16 protein-coding genes are annotated in these 15,703 nt (G+C 73.3%); 9 read left to right on the top strand and 7 right to left on the bottom strand.

Annotated features, from left to right (window positions below; translation table 11 throughout):
- The first annotated feature begins 52 nt into the window (after positions 1-52).
- On the top strand, positions 53-1,645 hold the full coding sequence (locus AB0B20_RS20030) for an MDR family MFS transporter (RefSeq protein WP_357472347.1): 1,593 nt from the start codon (positions 53-55) through the stop codon (positions 1,643-1,645).
- Positions 1,646-1,714: 69 nt separating this feature from the next.
- Here the strand turns inward: AB0B20_RS20030 and AB0B20_RS20025 are convergent, their stop codons facing one another.
- Positions 1,715-3,316 carry a tetratricopeptide repeat protein gene (locus AB0B20_RS20025; RefSeq protein ID WP_357472344.1) on the bottom strand — a complete coding sequence of 534 codons (1,602 nt, stop codon included), beginning with the start codon at positions 3,314-3,316 and terminating at the stop codon, positions 1,715-1,717.
- 185 nt (positions 3,317-3,501) lie between these two features.
- On the opposite strand from AB0B20_RS20025, the gene AB0B20_RS20020 reads away from it, so the two are divergent.
- Both AB0B20_RS20020 and AB0B20_RS20015 read left to right on the top strand, forming a co-directional pair.
- Positions 3,502-4,530 (top strand): SIS domain-containing protein, encoded by a 1,029-nt coding sequence (locus AB0B20_RS20020; protein WP_357383921.1) that lies wholly within the window; start codon positions 3,502-3,504, stop codon positions 4,528-4,530.
- 25 nt (positions 4,531-4,555) lie between these two features.
- Positions 4,556-6,175, top strand: a complete 1,620-nt coding sequence (locus tag AB0B20_RS20015; RefSeq protein WP_357472341.1) for a histidine kinase N-terminal domain-containing protein — start codon at positions 4,556-4,558, stop codon at positions 6,173-6,175.
- On the opposite strand, the gene AB0B20_RS20010 is transcribed toward AB0B20_RS20015, so the two are convergent.
- A complete protein-coding gene (locus AB0B20_RS20010) occupies positions 6,150-7,745 on the bottom strand; it encodes a glycosyltransferase family 39 protein (protein ID WP_357472338.1) in 1,596 nt (531 codons plus the stop codon). The two genes, AB0B20_RS20015 and AB0B20_RS20010, sit on opposite strands and share 26 nt — an antisense overlap.
- Positions 7,746-8,307: 562 nt before the next feature.
- Here AB0B20_RS20010 and AB0B20_RS20005 point away from each other — a divergent pair.
- From AB0B20_RS20005 to AB0B20_RS19990, 4 genes are read left to right on the top strand one after another with little or no spacing between them, the layout of a single operon-like run.
- Positions 8,308-10,017 carry a nitrite/sulfite reductase gene (locus AB0B20_RS20005; protein WP_357472335.1) on the top strand — a complete coding sequence of 570 codons (1,710 nt, stop codon included), beginning with the start codon at positions 8,308-8,310 and terminating at the stop codon, positions 10,015-10,017.
- Positions 10,014-10,172 (top strand): hypothetical protein, encoded by a 159-nt coding sequence (locus AB0B20_RS20000; RefSeq protein WP_013288361.1) that lies wholly within the window; start codon positions 10,014-10,016, stop codon positions 10,170-10,172. Before AB0B20_RS20005 ends, AB0B20_RS20000 begins: the two co-directional genes overlap by 4 nt.
- Positions 10,169-10,918 (top strand): phosphoadenylyl-sulfate reductase, encoded by a 750-nt coding sequence (locus tag AB0B20_RS19995; RefSeq protein ID WP_357472332.1) that lies wholly within the window; start codon positions 10,169-10,171, stop codon positions 10,916-10,918. Before AB0B20_RS20000 ends, AB0B20_RS19995 begins: the two co-directional genes overlap by 4 nt.
- Positions 10,900-11,649, top strand: a complete 750-nt coding sequence (locus AB0B20_RS19990) for a CbiX/SirB N-terminal domain-containing protein (RefSeq protein WP_357472330.1) — start codon at positions 10,900-10,902, stop codon at positions 11,647-11,649. The genes AB0B20_RS19995 and AB0B20_RS19990 overlap by 19 nt, the downstream gene beginning before the upstream one ends.
- Positions 11,650-11,712: 63 nt before the next feature.
- Here the strand turns inward: AB0B20_RS19990 and AB0B20_RS19985 are convergent, their stop codons facing one another.
- Both AB0B20_RS19985 and AB0B20_RS19980 read right to left on the bottom strand, forming a co-directional pair.
- On the bottom strand, positions 11,713-11,970 hold the full coding sequence (locus AB0B20_RS19985; protein WP_013288358.1) for a WhiB family transcriptional regulator: 258 nt from the start codon (positions 11,968-11,970) through the stop codon (positions 11,713-11,715).
- 446 nt (positions 11,971-12,416) lie between these two features.
- Positions 12,417-13,367 carry a diacylglycerol kinase family protein gene (locus AB0B20_RS19980; protein ID WP_357472327.1) on the bottom strand — a complete coding sequence of 317 codons (951 nt, stop codon included), beginning with the start codon at positions 13,365-13,367 and terminating at the stop codon, positions 12,417-12,419.
- A gap of 43 nt (positions 13,368-13,410) precedes the next feature.
- Between AB0B20_RS19980 and AB0B20_RS19975 the strand changes: the two genes are divergently transcribed.
- A complete protein-coding gene (locus AB0B20_RS19975; protein ID WP_357472324.1) occupies positions 13,411-13,812 on the top strand; it encodes a hypothetical protein in 402 nt (133 codons plus the stop codon).
- 55 nt (positions 13,813-13,867) lie between these two features.
- On the opposite strand, the gene AB0B20_RS19970 is transcribed toward AB0B20_RS19975, so the two are convergent.
- Genes AB0B20_RS19970 through sodN form a run of 3 tightly spaced genes read right to left on the bottom strand, consistent with a single transcriptional unit; the run spans position 13,868 to position 15,233 of the window.
- On the bottom strand, positions 13,868-14,275 hold the full coding sequence (locus AB0B20_RS19970) for an ATP-binding protein (RefSeq protein WP_357472321.1): 408 nt from the start codon (positions 14,273-14,275) through the stop codon (positions 13,868-13,870).
- A gap of 32 nt (positions 14,276-14,307) precedes the next feature.
- The gene (locus AB0B20_RS19965) at positions 14,308-14,832 is read right to left on the bottom strand and encodes a GNAT family N-acetyltransferase (protein WP_357383734.1); all 525 of its coding nucleotides are present in this window, start codon (positions 14,830-14,832) and stop codon (positions 14,308-14,310) included.
- Positions 14,829-15,233: a superoxide dismutase, Ni gene (gene sodN / locus AB0B20_RS19960; protein WP_128138300.1), complete on the bottom strand. Its 405-nt coding sequence runs from the start codon at positions 15,231-15,233 to the stop codon at positions 14,829-14,831. Before sodN ends, AB0B20_RS19965 begins: the two co-directional genes overlap by 4 nt.
- 78 nt (positions 15,234-15,311) lie before the next feature.
- Here sodN and AB0B20_RS19955 point away from each other — a divergent pair, with 78 nt between their 5' ends.
- Positions 15,312-15,650: a S24/S26 family peptidase gene (locus tag AB0B20_RS19955; RefSeq protein WP_357383736.1), complete on the top strand. Its 339-nt coding sequence runs from the start codon at positions 15,312-15,314 to the stop codon at positions 15,648-15,650.
- Positions 15,651-15,703: the final 53 nt, after the last annotated feature.

Genomic DNA, 15,703 nt, shown 5'->3' with positions numbered 1-15,703 from the left:
ACTAGCCGGGCGGCAAGTAAGTCGATCATCCGATCTTCGGGGGAGCCTACCGATGAGTCAACCAGCCCAGGTGACCACGAGACCCAACGTCCGTATCGTCCTGTTCGGCCTGATGATCGCGATGATGCTCGCGATGCTCGACAACATGATCGTCAGCACCGCGTTGCCGCGGATCGTCTTCGAGTTCGGCGGCGCTGACCACTTCACCTGGGTGGTCACCGCGTACGTGCTGGGCACCACGGTCTCCACACCGATCTGGGGCAAGCTCGGCGACCTCTACGGCCGCAAGACGGTCTTCCTCACCGCGGTCGTCGTGTTCCTGGTCGGCTCCGCCCTCTGCGGCATGTCCGGCTCCGGCGTCTTCGGCGGCACGGAGACCGGCATGACCGAGCTGATCGCGTTCCGTGCCGTGCAGGGCCTCGGCGCGGGCGGCCTGATGGTCGGCGTCATGGCCATCATCGGTGACCTGGTCCCGCCCCGCGAGCGTGGCCGCTACCAGGGCATGATCGCCGGCATCATGGCCATCGCCATGGTCGCCGGCCCGCTCGTCGGCGGCTTCATCACCGACAACCTCTCCTGGCGCTGGGCGTTCTACGTCAACCTGCCGCTGGGCGGCGTGGCGCTGCTGGTCCTCGCCACCACCATGCACCTGCCGAAGTACCGCACCGAACACAAGATCGACTGGCTGGGCGCGGCGCTGCTGTCCGTCGGCATCACCGCCATCGTGCTGGTGACCACGTGGGGCGGCAACGAGTACGACTGGGTCTCGCCGCAGATCCTCGGCCTCGCCGTGCTGGCGCTGCTCGCGCTCGGCGCGTTCGCGCTGGTCGAGCGACGTGTGCCGGAGCCGATCCTGCCGCTGAGCCTGTTCGCCAACCGCAACTTCGCGCTGATCTCGGTGATCGGTTTCCTGCTCGGCTTCGCCATGTTCGGCGCGATGAACTTCCTGCCGCTCTACCAGCAGACCGTCCAGGGGGCCTCGGCCACGAACAGCGGCCTGCTGCTGCTCCCGCTGATGTTCGGCATGCTCGTGGTGTCGCTCGTGGTCGGCCGGACCATCACCAAGACCGGCCGTTACCGCCTCTTCCCGATCGTCGGCGGTGTGGTGATGGCCGCCGGGATGGGCCTGCTCAGCCTGCTGGACGTGGACACGAGCAAGGCGCAGTCCTCGCTCTACATGATCGTGCTCGGTGTCGGCATGGGCTTCCTCATGCAGACCTCGATGCTCATCGCGCAGAACAGCGTGGAACAGAAGGACCTCGGCGCGGCCAGCGGTGCGGCCACCTTCTTCCGGTCCATCGGCGGCTCGTTCGGCGTCTCCCTCTTCGGTGCGATCTTCGCCAACCGCCTTGCCGACTCGGCGGCCGGTCCCGCGTTCTCGGGCTCGGGCGGCGGCGAGGGCGGCGCGATGAATCTGGAGGCGCTCAGGAAGCTCACCGGCCCGGTGCGCGAAGCGGTGCTCGGCGGCCTGTCCGACGCCATCTCGCACGTCTTCTTCTGGGCGGTCCTGTTCACAGTGGCCGTACCCGTGCTCGCCTGGTTCATCAAGGAGGTGCCGCTGCGCGCGACGAACGACGTGCCGCCGGCCGGCGCCACACCTGAGGACGAGGCCGAGGCCGCGCTCGGCCGGGCCCCCGTCGCCTGACGCACGGTCGCGGCCCCGCCGCCCCTCCAGGGGTACGCGGGGCCGCGCCGCGTCTGCCGCTCCGCGTGGTCAGCCGCGGCGGAACAGGGCGGCGAGGCGTCGCCAGAGACGCCGCAGCGGTCCGCCCTCGGCGTCGGCGATCAGCCCGTCGGCAGTGGCGCGTGCCGCCGGGTCGAGTGCCGGGGTGGCTCGCGCCAGGTACGCCAGCGACACCGCCACCGGGCTACGCCGGGCGGACCCGGCCGCCACCTCGGCGATCCGCCCGGCCACCAGCGCGGCCACGTCGGTGCGCGTGTCCGGGTGCATCCAGGCGGCGGTGACCAGGGCGAACAGTGCCGCCTCGGCGGCCGGGCCGAGATCGCCGGCGGCCAGTTCCCGCAGCACCCGGCGGCGGGTGGACCGTTCCCACTGCTCGTCGGTGCGGTGGTGCAGCAGGCCGAGGCAGGCCCAGACCTGCGCGCAGCGCGTCCACAGTGCTGGGTCCTGCCCGCCGAGCACCCGGCCCAGCGCGGTCGCCGGCGCCTCCGGCGGGTGTGCCAGCAGGGCGAGCAGGTCGGCGAGGTGCAGCGTGGCCAGCCCGACGGCGGCGTCGTACGCGGCCGGTGGGTGCGGCCAGGCCGGGTGCGCGAGCTGCTGGAGCCGCCGTACCGCCTCGGCCGAGGGGGCGGGACCGTCAGGGGCCGGGGCGTCGTCGCCGGCCGGGGTCACCTGCCCGAGCCAGGGGCGGCCCCGGCAGCACTCGGCCAGGTCACCGTGCTCGTGCGTGTCGTCCGGGTGGTCGCGGACGAAGTCGGCGAGCGCCACCAGGTGGTCCACGTCCCCGTCGCGCAGGTAGCGCAGCCGGTGCGCGGTGTGCACCGCGCAGTCGAAGGACGGATCCTTCGCCAGCGCCCGGTCGACCCAGCCCAGTGCCGCGTCGAGCCGGCCGTGGTCGGCCAGCGTGCCGGCGATGTCCGCGTAGACAGCGAGGTCGTCCGGGTCGAGCGCGACAGCGCGTTCCAGTGCGGCGAGCGCCTCGCCGGTCCGGCCGGCGCTGCGGTACGCGTACCCGAGCCACACCTCGCCGAGTTTGGTGGGCTGTGCGCGTACCCCCCGGGTGGCCCAGGTGACGGCGAGGGTGACCTCGCCGAGGCGCCGGGCCAGCGCGGACGCCGCGCCGAGCAGCAGCGGATGGGCCGGATAGACGGTGATCGCGTGGCGGGCCAGCGTGAGGTACGGCTCCAGCGGCTCGCGCAGCCGGCGCGGCGCGGGGTCGGGCGCCGCCGCGCAGACCTGCATGAGGATCCGGGCGGTGCGCTCGGGATCGAGGCGTTCCGGCAGGTCGGCGGCGGTAACCCAGGGCACGGCGGCCCACGGGGCGGCGGGCGCGTAGCCGGTGGCGGCGGCGAGCAGGTCGAGCCCTTCGGCGGGGCGGCCGGCGGCGGCGAGCAGGTGCGCGCGGGCCACCACGGCGCCGACGAACGCCTGCTGACCGAGCGGGAAGAGGTCGAGGTCGCCGCCGCTGGCCGCGTTCAGCCGGGCGAGCGTCTCGTGCGCCTCGGGCAGCGTGGGGGAGCGGACCAGCGCGGCGGCCACGTGGTCGGCGGCGTGCCGCAGGTCGCCCTCGTCCAGCGCCAGCCGGGCCAGCGCGAGTTCCTCCTCCGCCGAGAGCGCGGCGTCGTCGTCGGGCACGTCGTCCTCTCGCGGGTCGGGTCGGTCAGCCGGGCAAGCCTAGGGGATCTTCCGCCGATTTAGTGATCCACTGCGCACTAGTGCTCGTTGCGTTGATTGAGCCTGTCAAAACGTGCAAGACTGAGCATCGAACGCGCGGGAAACGCGCAGAAGGAGGTTCTGGAGTGACGCGAGCAGGGGCCGGTATGGCCGCCGACATCGACGAGCAGCCGGCCGGTTACGAGCGTCTGCTCTCCACCGAACACGCGGCAGCCATCGCCGAGGTGGCGGCCGTCGTCGCCGAACGCCGCCCCCGGCACGTGGTCTTCACCGCCCGGGGCACCTCCGACCACGCCGCGCTCTACGCGGCCTACCTGACCGAGATCCGCCTCGGACTGCCCGCCGGACTGGCCTCACCGAGCGCGATCACCGTCTTCGGTGCCCGGCCCGACCTCTCCGACGCGCTCGTCGTCGGCGTCAGCCAGAGCGGCGGCTCGCCCGACCTCGCCGAGGTGCTGCGGGTCGCCCGCGCCTCCGGCGCGCTCACCCTCGCGGTCACAAACAACCCCGGCTCGCCGCTGGTGGAGACCGCCGAGCTGAGCGTGGACATCGCCGCCGGCCACGAGCGCGCCGTCGCCGCCACCAAGACGTACACCGCCGAGCTGCTCGCGCTGCTCATGCTGATCGAGGGCGTACGCGCCGGCGACGGCGTGCTGCCCGCCGAGGAACGCGCCGCCCTGAGCCGCCTGCCCGGGCTGGCCGCGCAGACGCTCGCCGACGACACCCCGGCCCGGCTCGCCCCGCGCTACCGGTTCGCCGCCCAGCTCGTCACCACCGGCCGGGGCTACGCGTACCCGACCGCCCGGGAGGCGGCGCTGAAGCTGATGGAGACCTCGTACCTCCCGGCGCTCGCCTTCTCCGGCGCCGACCTGCTGCACGGCCCGCTCGCCATGACCGACCCGGACGTCCCGGTGCTCGCCGTGGTCGGCTCCGGCCCCGGCGGCACGTCGATGCGCGAGGTGCTGCCCCGGCTCGGCGAGCGCCGCGCCGACGTGGTGGTGGTCGGCTCCGCCGACGTCGGCGAGACCCGGATGGCCGTGCCCGAGGTCGACGAGCGGTACGCGCCGCTGCTCGACATCCTGCCGCTGCAACGGCTCGCGCTGTCCCTGGCGCTGGCCCGGGGCGAGGACCCGGACGCGCCGCGCGGCTTGAAGAAGGTCACGGCGACGATGTGACGTCCGGCGTGGCACGCTGTGTGGCGTGTCCACCCTCCGTGATCTCGCCGAGGAGCACACCGCGCTCCGTCCGGCCGACATCGATCACCTGCACCGGATCGCCGGCGACTGGCAGCTGCTGTCCGACCTGTCCTTCGCCGACCTGCTGCTCTGGGTGCCGGTGGACGGTGACGGCACGTTCCTCTGCGTGGCCCAGGTCCGTCCCACCACCGCGCCGACCGCCTACCTGGACGACCAGGTCGGGCGCATCGTCGGCGGGGCCGAGGTGGCCCACCTGGAGGTGGCCCACCGGCAGGGACGGATTTGGCGCGAGGGCGACCCGGTCTGGTACGGCGACGTCCCGGCCCGCCACGAGGCGATCCCGGTCCGGCTGCGCACCGGCGACGGTGAAGCCGGCGAGGTGATCGCCGTGGTGGGCCGGGACACCAACCTGTCCACCGCCCGCACGCCCAGCCAGCTCGAACTGAACTACCTCACCACTGCCGACGACCTCGCCCAGATGATCGCCGACGGCACGTTCCCGCCGCCCCGGCACCCGGGCGAGACCACCTCGGCGCCCCGGGTCGGCGACGGCCTGGTGCGGCTCGACGCCAACGGCAAGGTCACCTACGCGAGCCCGAACGCGCAGTCCGCGTACCGCCGCCTCGGCTACGCCTCCCACCTCGTCGGGGAGGACCTGGCCAAGCTGCACCGCCGGCTCGCGGGCGACCCCCTGGAAGGCACCGACGCGGGCAACGCCGTACTCGCCGCGCTGCGCGGCGAGGCGCCACCCCGCCGCGAGATCGACGCCCGCGGCGCCACCATGCTCACCCGCGCGCTGCCGCTGATGCCCGCCGGAGTGCCGATCGGCGCGCTGGTGCTGGTCCGCGACATCACCGAGGTACGCCGCCGCGACCGCGCCCTGATCACCAAGGACGCCACCATCCGGGAGATCCACCACCGGGTGAAGAACAACCTCCAGACCGTCGCCGCGCTGCTGCGCCTCCAGGCCCGGCGGGTCGCCATGCCCGAGGCGCGGGTGGCGCTCGAAGAATCGGTACGCCGGGTCGCCTCGATCGCGCTGGTGCACGAGACGCTCTCCATGTCCAGCGACGAGGCGGTCGAGTTCGACGGCATCGTGGACCGGGTCGCGAGCGCCGCCACCGAGGTCGCCGCCACCGAGGTGAGCGTCGGCATGCGCCGTCGCGGCACCTTCGGCGTCCTGCCCGCCGAGATCGCCACCTCGCTGGTGATGGTGCTCAACGAGTTGCTGCTCAACGCCGTCGAGCACGGCTTCCCGCCAGCCGACGAGGAGGCCGGTGCCCCGTCGCCCGCGGACGCGGCCCGGCCCGAGGCCGTGGTCTACGCGCCCCGGCCCGAGGTGGTGGTCTCCGCGCCCCGGCCCGAGGTGGTGGTCTCCACGCACCGGGCCCGCAAGCAACTGCACGTCACTGTCACCGACAACGGCCGGGGACTGCCCGAGCAGTTCGACGCCGAACGCGGCGGCAACCTGGGCCTCCAGATCGTCCGGGCGCTCGTCACCGGCGAGCTGCGCGGCACCATCACGTTGCGCAACGGCGCCGACGGCGGCACCGAGGCGGCAATCGTCGTACCGCTGGCCCGCGGCACCACCGACCGTCTCACCGGACGAGCAGGGCCACCGTGATTCCCGGGCGCTGCCACACCTGCCGCACGGTGTAGCCCGCGCGCAGCGCGTCGCCCTTCGCACCCGGCACCGCCGCCAGCGGGTCCGCGCGCCGGCCGGTGACCACCAGCCAGACCCGGTCCGTCCCGGCCAGGCAGCGCGCCGGGTCGTCGCACTCCACGGCCCAGAGACTCGCGTCCCGGCGCTGGTCGCGGACCACGAGCACGTCGCGCGGCAACCTCGGCCCCAGGTGGTACGCCATGCCCAGATCCGGGAACAGCCAGCCGTCGCGGGACGCGTAGACGATCGCGTCGCCCGGCCGCTGCTCGGCGCGGATGACCCCGGCGGCGCCCGCGTAGTCGACAGGTGCGCTGCGCGGCCACTCGTGGGTGCGGCGCAGGGCCGCCTGATCCGGCAGCCCGAGCAGCCCGGCCAGGACCACCACTGCCAGTCCGGCCGCGATCCGCCCTCCGGGCGGCGTCCGTCCCCGCTCTGCTGCCGTGGGTGTCGCCGTGCGTTCCGTTTCGGCGGGCGTCGCCGTCGGTGCGGGAGCGGCCCGAGCGGCGGCCAGCGCGGCGCCGGCCAGCACGCAGGCGAACGGCACCGTGAACACCAGATACCGGGTCACCCACAGCGGCACCACCGTCCCGACGGCGAAGACCAGCAGCACCGGCAACAGCACGGCGGCGGCCGGCAGCAGCGCCCGGCGGCCCATCCGGGCCGAGCCGAGCGCCGCGAGCGCGAGCACGAACCCGCCGACGACGCCGCTCTGCGCCAGCGCGCCGGGCAACGCCGCCAGGTCGGGCAGGCGAGCCGGATCGACCCAGTCGAGTTGCCGTCCACGCTGTCCTCCGGCGACGAGAGCCAGCGGGGTGACCAGCAGGACGGCCGGCAGCAGCGCCACCATCCACCAGGCGAGCACCATCGGCTTCCGCCGTGTGCCGTCAGAATCCGTGCGAGCATCGGCCGGGCGTGGCGGGTCGAGGCCCGCGGCGGACGAGCCGCGCGCGGCGACCAGCAGCACCACCAGGGCGTGCGCGGCGAGCAGCGTGAGCGCCAGCAGGTGGAACAGGCCGAGCGCGGCGACCGCTGCCGCGTACTCGGCCCAGCGCCACCGTCCCGGCCGGCGCAGCGCCTCGACCAGCAGCAGTGTGGACAGCACGGCGAGCAGCGTCGCGAGGGCGTACGGGCGGGCCTCCTGCCCGTACCGCGAGGTGACCGGCAGCACCGCGAACAGCAGTCCGGCCAGCAGCCCGGCGCGGCGGCCGACGAGCACCGCGCCGAGGCGGGCGGTGAGCGCGGCGGCCACTGTCATGGCCAGCGCCGACGGCAGCCGCAGTGCCGTCGGCGACGTGCCTGCCAGCGCGGTCCAGCCGTGCGTGAGCAGGTAGTACGGCCCGGTGGCGGCGTCGATGGTGCGGGTCATCCGGAACAGGTCCGGTACCGGCCGGGTCGCCGCGCTCCAAGTGGCCAGCTCGTCCCGCCACGGTTGGGCGTGCCCGATGCCGGCCAGCGTCACCACGAGCGTGAGCAGCCCGGGCACCACCCACACCACCACCGGCCCCGGCCGGCCGGGCGCGAACCTCCTCACCCCCGCAGCCTCACACGCCCAAGCCCCCCACCCACCCCTCTCCACCGATTCCACCCACCTCCACCCCGTCGATCATGAGGTTGACCGCGCTCACTGTCCCTTTTGTCCCCGCCAACCTCATGATCAACGCGTCGGCGGCGGGCCGGGGAGGGGAGGTGGGGGTGTTGACCAAGGAGATTGCGGGGCTCGGATGGCGGGTTGGGGACGTTAACTCCTTGATCACCGGGGCGGGGCGGGGCGGGAGAGAGGGCGGGGTGGGGGTGGGTGGTGGGGGTGGCCCGTGATGTGGGATCACAGTGCGGAGCTGTGGTCGTGCGGGGCGTGGTGTGGCAGCATGAGGCACATGACCGCCGCTGTCGTCCGCCGCTTCGTGGCTCGCCGCCACGTCGATTACGGCCGCGTGCGCAGCGCGATCTGTCCGGCCCACTGACGACGCCCGACCTTTCCGTCTCGGGCGCGTACTCGCGCCGGCCGTCATCGACATCGCCGTCCACGGCCCTCTCCAGGGCCGGCCGCCGCGTCCGCGCTCCAGGCACCGCAGCAGACCATGGAGGACGCCGCGATGGCGGTCAGCAGCACCCCGACCCGTCCCGACAGCCCGGCGCCCGCCGCCCGTGCGCCCCGCCGGCCACGCGGCGAGGGGCAGTGGGCGCTCGGGCACCGTGAGCCGCTCAACCCCAACGAGCGGATCAAGAAGGACGACGACCCGCTGAACGTGCGGGACCGGATCGAGAACATCTACGCCCACCGCGGTTTCGCCTCGATCGACCCGCAGGACCTGCGCGGCCGGTTCCGTTGGTGGGGCCTCTACACCCAGCGCAAGGCCGGCATCGACGGCGGGCGGACCGCCGTGCTGGAGCCGCACGAGCTGGAGGACGAGTTCTTCATGCTGCGGGTCCGGGTGGACGGCGGCCAGCTCAACCTGGCCCAGCTCCGGGTGATCGCGGACATCTCCCGCGAGTTCGCCCGGGACACCGCCGACATCACCGACCGGCAGAACATCCAGTACCACTGGATCCGGGTCGAGGACATGCCGGAGATCTGGCGCCGGCTGGAGGCGGTCGGCCTGCAGACCACCGAGGCGTGCGGCGACTGCCCCCGGATCGTGCTCGGCAGCCCGGTCGCCGGTGTGGCCCGGGACGAGGTGCTCGACCCGACCCCGGCGATCGACGAGATCGTCCGCCGGTACGTCGGCGACAAGGCGTTCTCCAACTTGCCCCGCAAGTTCAAGACCTCGATCTCCTGGCTGGTCGACACGCCGTACGAGGCGAACGACATCGCATTCCTCGGCGTGGAGCACCCGGAGCACGGTCCCGGCTTCGACGTCTGGGTGGGCGGCGGGCTGTCGACAAACCCGATGCTCGCCAAGCGGCTCGGCGTCTGGGTGCCGCGCAACGAGGTGCCGGACGTGTGGGCCGGGGTGGTCGGCATCTTCCGCGACTACGGCTACCGCCGGCTGCGTAACCGGGCCCGGCTGAAGTTCCTGGTCGCCGACTGGGGCGTGGAGCACTTCCGGGAGGTGCTGGAGAAGGAATACCTGGGCCGCACGCTGCTCGACGGTCCGGCCGCCGACCTGCCGGCCAAGCCGGTGGACCACATCGGCGTGCACGCCCAGCGCGACGGCGCGAACTACGTGGGCGCCGCCCCGGTGGTGGGCCGCGTGTCCGGCACCCAGCTGGCGCAACTCGCCGACGTGGTCGAGGCGCACGGCAGCGACCGGGTGCGGCTCACGCCGTACCAGAAGCTGCTCGTGCTGGACGTGGCGCCGGAGCGGACCGACTCGCTGGTCACGGCGTTGCGTGGGATCGGCCTGGAGGCCCGGCCGTCGGCGTGGCGGCGCGGCACGATGGCCTGCACCGGCATCGAGTTCTGCAAGCTCGCCATCGTCGAGACCAAGCGGCGCGGCGAGGAACTGGTCGCGCGCCTGGAGGAGCGGCTGCGCGACTTCGACGCGGACATCTCCATCCACCTCAACGGCTGCCCGAACGCCTGCGCCCGCACCCAGGTCGCCGACATCGGGCTCAAGGGCCAGCTCGTGGTCGGCCCGGACGGCCGGCAGGTCGAGGGCTTCCAGGTGCACCTCGGCGGCGGCCTCGGCATGGCGCAGGGGCAGACGGCCGGCTTCGGCCGCAAGCTGCGCGGCCTGAAGACCACCGCCGAGGAGCTTCCGGAGTACGTGGAACGGCTCGCCCGCCGCTACCTGGCCGGCCGGACCGAGGGTGAGACGTTCGCCAACTGGGTGATCAGAGCCGACGAGGAGGAGCTCCGATGAGCGATGCCCGATCCGCGCCTCTCTACTGCCCGTACTGCGGGGAGGAGGACCTGCGGCCGCACGAGGCCGGGCACGGCGCCTGGGAGTGCCACGCCTGTGCGCGGGTCTTCGCGGTCAAGTTCACCGGCCTGCTGAGCCGGGCGGTGACCCGGTGACCGGCCTCGTCTCCGCCGCCGGCCTCGGCCTGATCGGCCCGGGTGGGCCGGCCCGCCGCGACCCGGAGGAGCTGCGCGCGCTGGCCGAGGAGGCCGGCCGGGAACTGGCGGACGCGCCCGCGCTGGAGATCGCGCGCTGGGCGGTGGAGACGTTCGGCGAGCGGTTCTGCGTGACCAGCTCGATGGCCGACGGCGTGCTGGCGCACCTGGTCTCCCGGGTCGCGCCCGGCGTCGACGTGGTGTTCCTGGACACCGGGCTGCACTTCCCGGAGACGCTGCGGGTCCGCGACGAGGTGGCCCGGCGGATGCCGGTGCGGGTGCGTTCGATCCGGCCCCGGATGACCGTGGGCCAGCAGGACGGCCAGTACGGCCCGCGTCTGTTCAACAGGTCCCCGGACGACTGCTGCCAGCTGCGCAAGGTGGAGCCGCTGGAGCGGGCGCTGTCCGGGTACGACGCCTGGGCCGCCGGGCTGCGCCGGGACGAGTCGCCGACCCGGGCGAACACGCCCGTGGTGGGCTTCGACGCGCGGCGCGGCAAGGTCAAGGTGAACCCGATAGCGGCCTGGACGCAGCGGGAGGTGGACGCCTACGTGGCCCGGTACGACATTCCGGTGAACGAGCTGTTCGCCCGCGGCTACGGCTCGATCGGCTGCTGGCCGTGCACGCGGCGGACCAGGGCGGGGGAGGACACGCGGGCCGGGCGCTGGGCGATGTTCGAGAAGACCGAGTGCGGCCTGCACACCTGAGCGCCGGGCCACCGGTGGTGCTGGTGGCCCACGGCAGCCGTGACCCGCGCGCGGCCGAGGCGACCCGGGCGCTGGCGCTCGCCGTGGCGGCCACCTGGCCCGGGCGTCCGGTGCTGCCGAGCTGGCTCGACCACACCGATCCCGGGCCGGCCGAGGTGCTGCGCGGGCTGTCCGCCGCCGGTCACTCCCGGGCGGTCCTGGTGCCGCTGCTGCTGACCGCCGCGTACCACCGGAAGGTGGACATCCCGGCGGCGGTCGCGGCGGCCGGCGCGGACATCGAGGTACGGGTGACCGACGTGCTGGGGCCGACCGGCGGCGGGGTGGACGGCGGGTTGCTGGACGGGCTGCGCCGCCGCCTGGCGGAGGCGACCGGTGACGGTCCGAGTGGGCTGGACGCGGTGGTGCTGGCGGCGGCCGGTACCCGGGATCCGGCGGCGCGAGCCTCGGTGGGCCGGGTCGCCGCGGCGTTCGGCGCCGGGCTGGGTGTGCCCTGCCGCGTCTCGTACGCCTCGGCGGCGCCCCCGGAGGTCGGCGGCGCGGTGGCGCGCCTGCGCGCGGCGGGCGCCCGCCGGGTCGCGGTGGCCGCCTACTTCCTGGCCCCGGGCCGGTTCCACGACGGGGTACGCGCGGCGGCCCGGTCGGCCGGCGCGGTGGCGGTGGCCGACCCGCTGACCGACCTGCCGGAGCTGGCCGACCTGGTCCGGCGGCGGGTGGACGCGGTGGCGGGCTGACCCGGTCCGGGCAGCAGAACGCCCCGGCCGGAATCCCGGCCGGGGCGCCTCACGTGGTACGGGTCAGGCGGAGTGAGCGCGCAGCACACGGAGGCCGCCGCGGCGCTTCACCGCGCGACGCTCCTCCTCGCTCATCCCGCCCCAGACACCGGCGTCCTGACCGGACTCCAGCGCCCACTGCAGGCACTGGTCGGTCACGGGGCAGCGCCGGCAGACGGCCTTCGCCTGTTCCACCTGAAGGAGGGCCGGGCCGGACGTCCCGATCGGGAAGAACAGCTCCGGGTCCTCGTCGCGGCAGACCGAATCGTGGCGCCAGTCCATGGCGGCAACACTCCTCATTCTTAGTGGGTGGCCAGATAACGCTTCGTTGCTATTCCTATATGCGTCCGCAATGCCGAATGGTGACGGTCAGCATCCATCAATTCGGCGCTGCGTGAGCAGGCTGTGGGCTCGTGAACCTGCTGGAACAGCTCAACCGAACGAGCATATCCAGGCAATGTCCCGGCAACACGAGTTCGCTTGTGAATACTTTCACGAACTACAGCGATGTCAAGGGTGACGCTCAGAAAAACTCCGAACAGTGAGCGGGCTCACCACCCATTTGTCCGGGTTTGCCAGTGCCCTGGTTACCCGGCGTGCCACAGTCGATAATCAATGTAGTACGGTCCGCGTGACGTTGCTGACATTTCCGGCACCCTTCCTCGGCGTGGCGGCCACCGCACCCGCGCGGCGGGGGGTCCGCGTCAACCGACTGGGATACCCGAGACCTAGCAGATTACTCTCAGTGCGGCCGGAACGGACGTGAACCGGACTTTCTCCCGCTCGCCGAGGTAGTCCCCGTCCAGTTGGAACGGCAGCGGACGGTCCGAGACGAGCGTGAACTCGGCCACGTCGTGCAGCCGCAGCACCTGCTTGCCGTGCGGATCCGGTCGCTTCGAGAAGAACTGCGCCGCCGTACGGGCCGTGCTGGCCACCCGCAGCCGCCGCAACGCGAGCACGTCGAGCCCGAGGTCGAAGGACGCCTCCGGGTTCGGATTGATCTCCCGGTCGCCCAGGTACGTCCACGGCGCGGTGTTCTGGATGATCGTGGTGGCCAGCTCCGTCGCGGGCGGCTCACCCGGACGCTCCAGTGTGATCGACGGGTGGCGGCGGTCCGAGCCGACGAAGTACTGACTCGCGGTGGAGCGGAAGTAGAGCGCCGGCGTGGAGACGCGCCCCTTCTTGCGGGCCTGTTCCACCCGGCGGATGACCGCCGCGTCCAGCCCGAAGCCGGCGCAGAACGTGAAGTAGCGGTCGTCGGCCCGCCCCAGCCCGATCGTGCGGGACCGGCCGAGCCGCAGCCCTTCCAGGATCATGCTGGTGCCGTCGGGCCACTCCCGGGGCAGCCCGAGCGCGCGGGCGAAGACGTTCGTCGAACCGCCCGGCACGGTGGCCAGCGCGGGCAGCCGCTCGGCCGAGGTCTGCCCGGTACGGAACGTCGGCGGCTCCGCCGCCATCAGGCCGTTCACCACCTCGTTGACGGTGCCGTCACCGCCGAGCGTGACGACCAGGTCGACGCCCTCCTGGGCGGCCTCCCGGGCCAGATCCATGGCGTGGCCCCGTCGGCGGGTGTAACGCACCGACAGGTCGACTTCACTGCGCAACGCCCGGACCAGCACGTCCCGGCTGCGCTCGCTGGTGGTGGTGGCCTTCGGATTGACCACCAGGACGGCCCGCATGGGCGGCACAATACCGCGCCTACCCACCGGTATCGTGGCGGCCGTGACGATCGACTCCGAACCGCTCCCCGGCACGCTGCGCGCGGCGGTGCTCCTGCTACGTGCCCAGGCGGTGGCGCTGGGGCTGATCGCGGTGTGGCTCATCTGGTCCGACCTCACCGCCGACACCACGGATCTGACCTCGGCGCTGCTGGTGACCGTCTTCGCCGCCGGCGGCGCGGTGGCGCTCTGGGCGCTCGGCGGCGCGCTGTCCCGCCGCCGGGCCGGGGCCCGCGCACCGGCCATCGTGCTCCAGCTCATGCTGCTGCCGGTCGGCTGGTTCATGATCGAGGGCGGCATGGGCTGGCTCGGGGTGCCGCTGATCGCGCTCGGGATCGGCATGGTCGGGCTGCTGGTGAGCGGTCCGACCAACCGCGCGCTGGGCTTCGGCGAGCCGGCCCGCTGAACGCGACCCACCCCGGTCCGGCCTCCGCCGGCCGGTGCGGGCCGGACCGAGCCAGTCAGTAGCCGCCGGCGCGGCGGGTCAGCAGCGAGATGGTGGCCCGGCCGCCTGATGCGTGGGCGTTCGCCCCGGTGGTCAGTGCCGTCAGCACCTTCCAGGCGAAGGACGACTCGGACGGGAGCGTGGCGCCCCGGACCGTCGGCACCGTCACCTCGACGGTGAGCGCGTCCTCGGTGACCGCGAACCGGCACTCCAGCTCGGCGTCGCGGGTGGCGATCGCGAGCAGCATGGCGCACGCCTCGTCGACGGCGATGCGCAGATCCTCGATCTCGTCGAGGGCGAACTGGAGCCGGGCCGCGAGGCCGGCCGTGGCGGTGCGGAGCACGCCGAGGTAACCACCGTCGGCGGGCACGGTGAGATGGACGACGTCGTCGTCGGTCGCCGGGTGCCCGGTCAGTTGAGTCACGGCTCCTCCCCCCGGTGCGGGACTCTACCCGGTCAGCGGACGGGCCGCGTGGGCACGGCCGTCGCGTGCGTGGCGAGCTCGCGCAACGCCGGCCCGGCCAGGCGGTACGGGGTCCACTCGTCCATCGGCGTGGCGCCGATCGCGGCGTAGAAACGGGCCGCCGGGTTCCAGTGGATCATCCACCACTCCAGCCGCTGGTAGCCGCGCTCGACGCAGATCGCGGCGAGCGTGGCGAGCAGCATCCGGCCCGCGCCGGTGCCCCGGGCGTCCGGGCGGACGTAGAGGTCCTCCAGGTAGATGCCGTGCACGCCGGCCCAGGTGGAGAAGTTGAGGAACCAGAGCGCGAAACCGACCGGCCGGCCCGACGCGTCGACGGCGACGTGGCCGTACAGCGCCGGGGCGGGGCCGAACAGGGCCGCGTCGAGCTGCGCCGTGGTGAGGTGGCACTGCTCCGGGGCGCGCTCGTACTCGGCGAGTTCGTGCACCATGGCGACGACGGCCGGTACGTCCTCGGGACGTACCGGCCGGATCGTCGGAGTGCCGTCGGGCGACGTCACGCCTGCTTGGTCTCCCAGAAGATCTTCGAGATCTCGTCGATCTTCGCCAGCAGCTCGTCGGCCTTGGCCGGGTCGGTGGCGCCCTTGGCGCCGGCCGCGCCGGCCAGCTTGGTGGCCTCGTTGAACAGCTGGTGCAGGTGGGGGTACTTCTCGAAGTGCGGTGCCTTGAAGTAGTCGGTCCAGAGCACCCACAGGTGGTGCTTGACCAGCTCCGCCCGCTGCTCCTTGATCAGGATGGCGCGGGTGCGGAACTCCGGGTCGGTGTTGGCCTGGTACTTCTCGCAGATCATTTTGACCGACTCGGCCTCGATCCGGGCCTGGGCCGGGTCGTATACGCCGCAGGGCAGGTCGCAGTGAGCGCTGGCCGTCACCCGGGGCGTGAGGATGCGGGGAAGGCGCATCAGGGTCCTCCATGGGTTGTTTGCGATGATCCAAGACGACATTACTCCTGGAGACGCCCTCAGGGGCCGGGAGGTGACGTGACGAGCACCGACGGGCATCCGGCGCTGCGCGGCCCGCTGGTTCCGGTGCTGGTGACCGGCCCCTCCATGGCCCCCACGCTGCGTCACGGCGACGCGGTGCTGGTCCGCACCGGCGGCCGGCCGGTACGCCCCGGCGACGTGGTGGTGGCGGTGTTCCGCAGCCGTCCCGACCTGCTCGTCGTCAAGCGGGCGGTGGAACCGCGCGACGGCGGTTGGTGGTTGCGCGGCGACAACGAGTTCGTCACCGACGACTCCCGGGCGTACGGGGTGGCCGACGTCCGGGGCCGGGTGGTGGCCCGCTGGTGGCCACGTCCGGGACGGGTCAGGGGACGGTAACGACCGAAGCGGATATGACCCCGCTCACATACTGGGCGCGGGTGCGTGACTAT

Source organism: Micromonospora sp. NPDC049151 (genome assembly GCF_040648395.1).
Taxonomy (GTDB): Bacteria; Actinomycetota; Actinomycetes; order Mycobacteriales; family Micromonosporaceae; genus Micromonospora.
This window is presented reverse-complemented; position numbering and strand designations above follow the sequence as displayed.

Coding starts and splice junctions, on each gene's coding strand:
- AB0B20_RS20030 (WP_357472347.1), top strand. CDS start 53: ATGAGTCAACCAGCCCAGGTGACCACGAGACCCAACGTCCGTATCGTC.
- AB0B20_RS20020 (WP_357383921.1), top strand. CDS start 3,502: ATGGCCGCCGACATCGACGAGCAGCCGGCCGGTTACGAGCGTCTGCTC.
- AB0B20_RS20005 (WP_357472335.1), top strand. CDS start 8,308: ATGGCGGTCAGCAGCACCCCGACCCGTCCCGACAGCCCGGCGCCCGCC.
- AB0B20_RS20000 (WP_013288361.1), top strand. CDS start 10,014: ATGAGCGATGCCCGATCCGCGCCTCTCTACTGCCCGTACTGCGGGGAG.
- AB0B20_RS19985 (WP_013288358.1), bottom strand. CDS start 11,970: ATGGACTGGCGCCACGATTCGGTCTGCCGCGACGAGGACCCGGAGCTG.
- AB0B20_RS19980 (WP_357472327.1), bottom strand. CDS start 13,367: ATGCGGGCCGTCCTGGTGGTCAATCCGAAGGCCACCACCACCAGCGAG.
- sodN (WP_128138300.1), bottom strand. CDS start 15,233: ATGCGCCTTCCCCGCATCCTCACGCCCCGGGTGACGGCCAGCGCTCAC.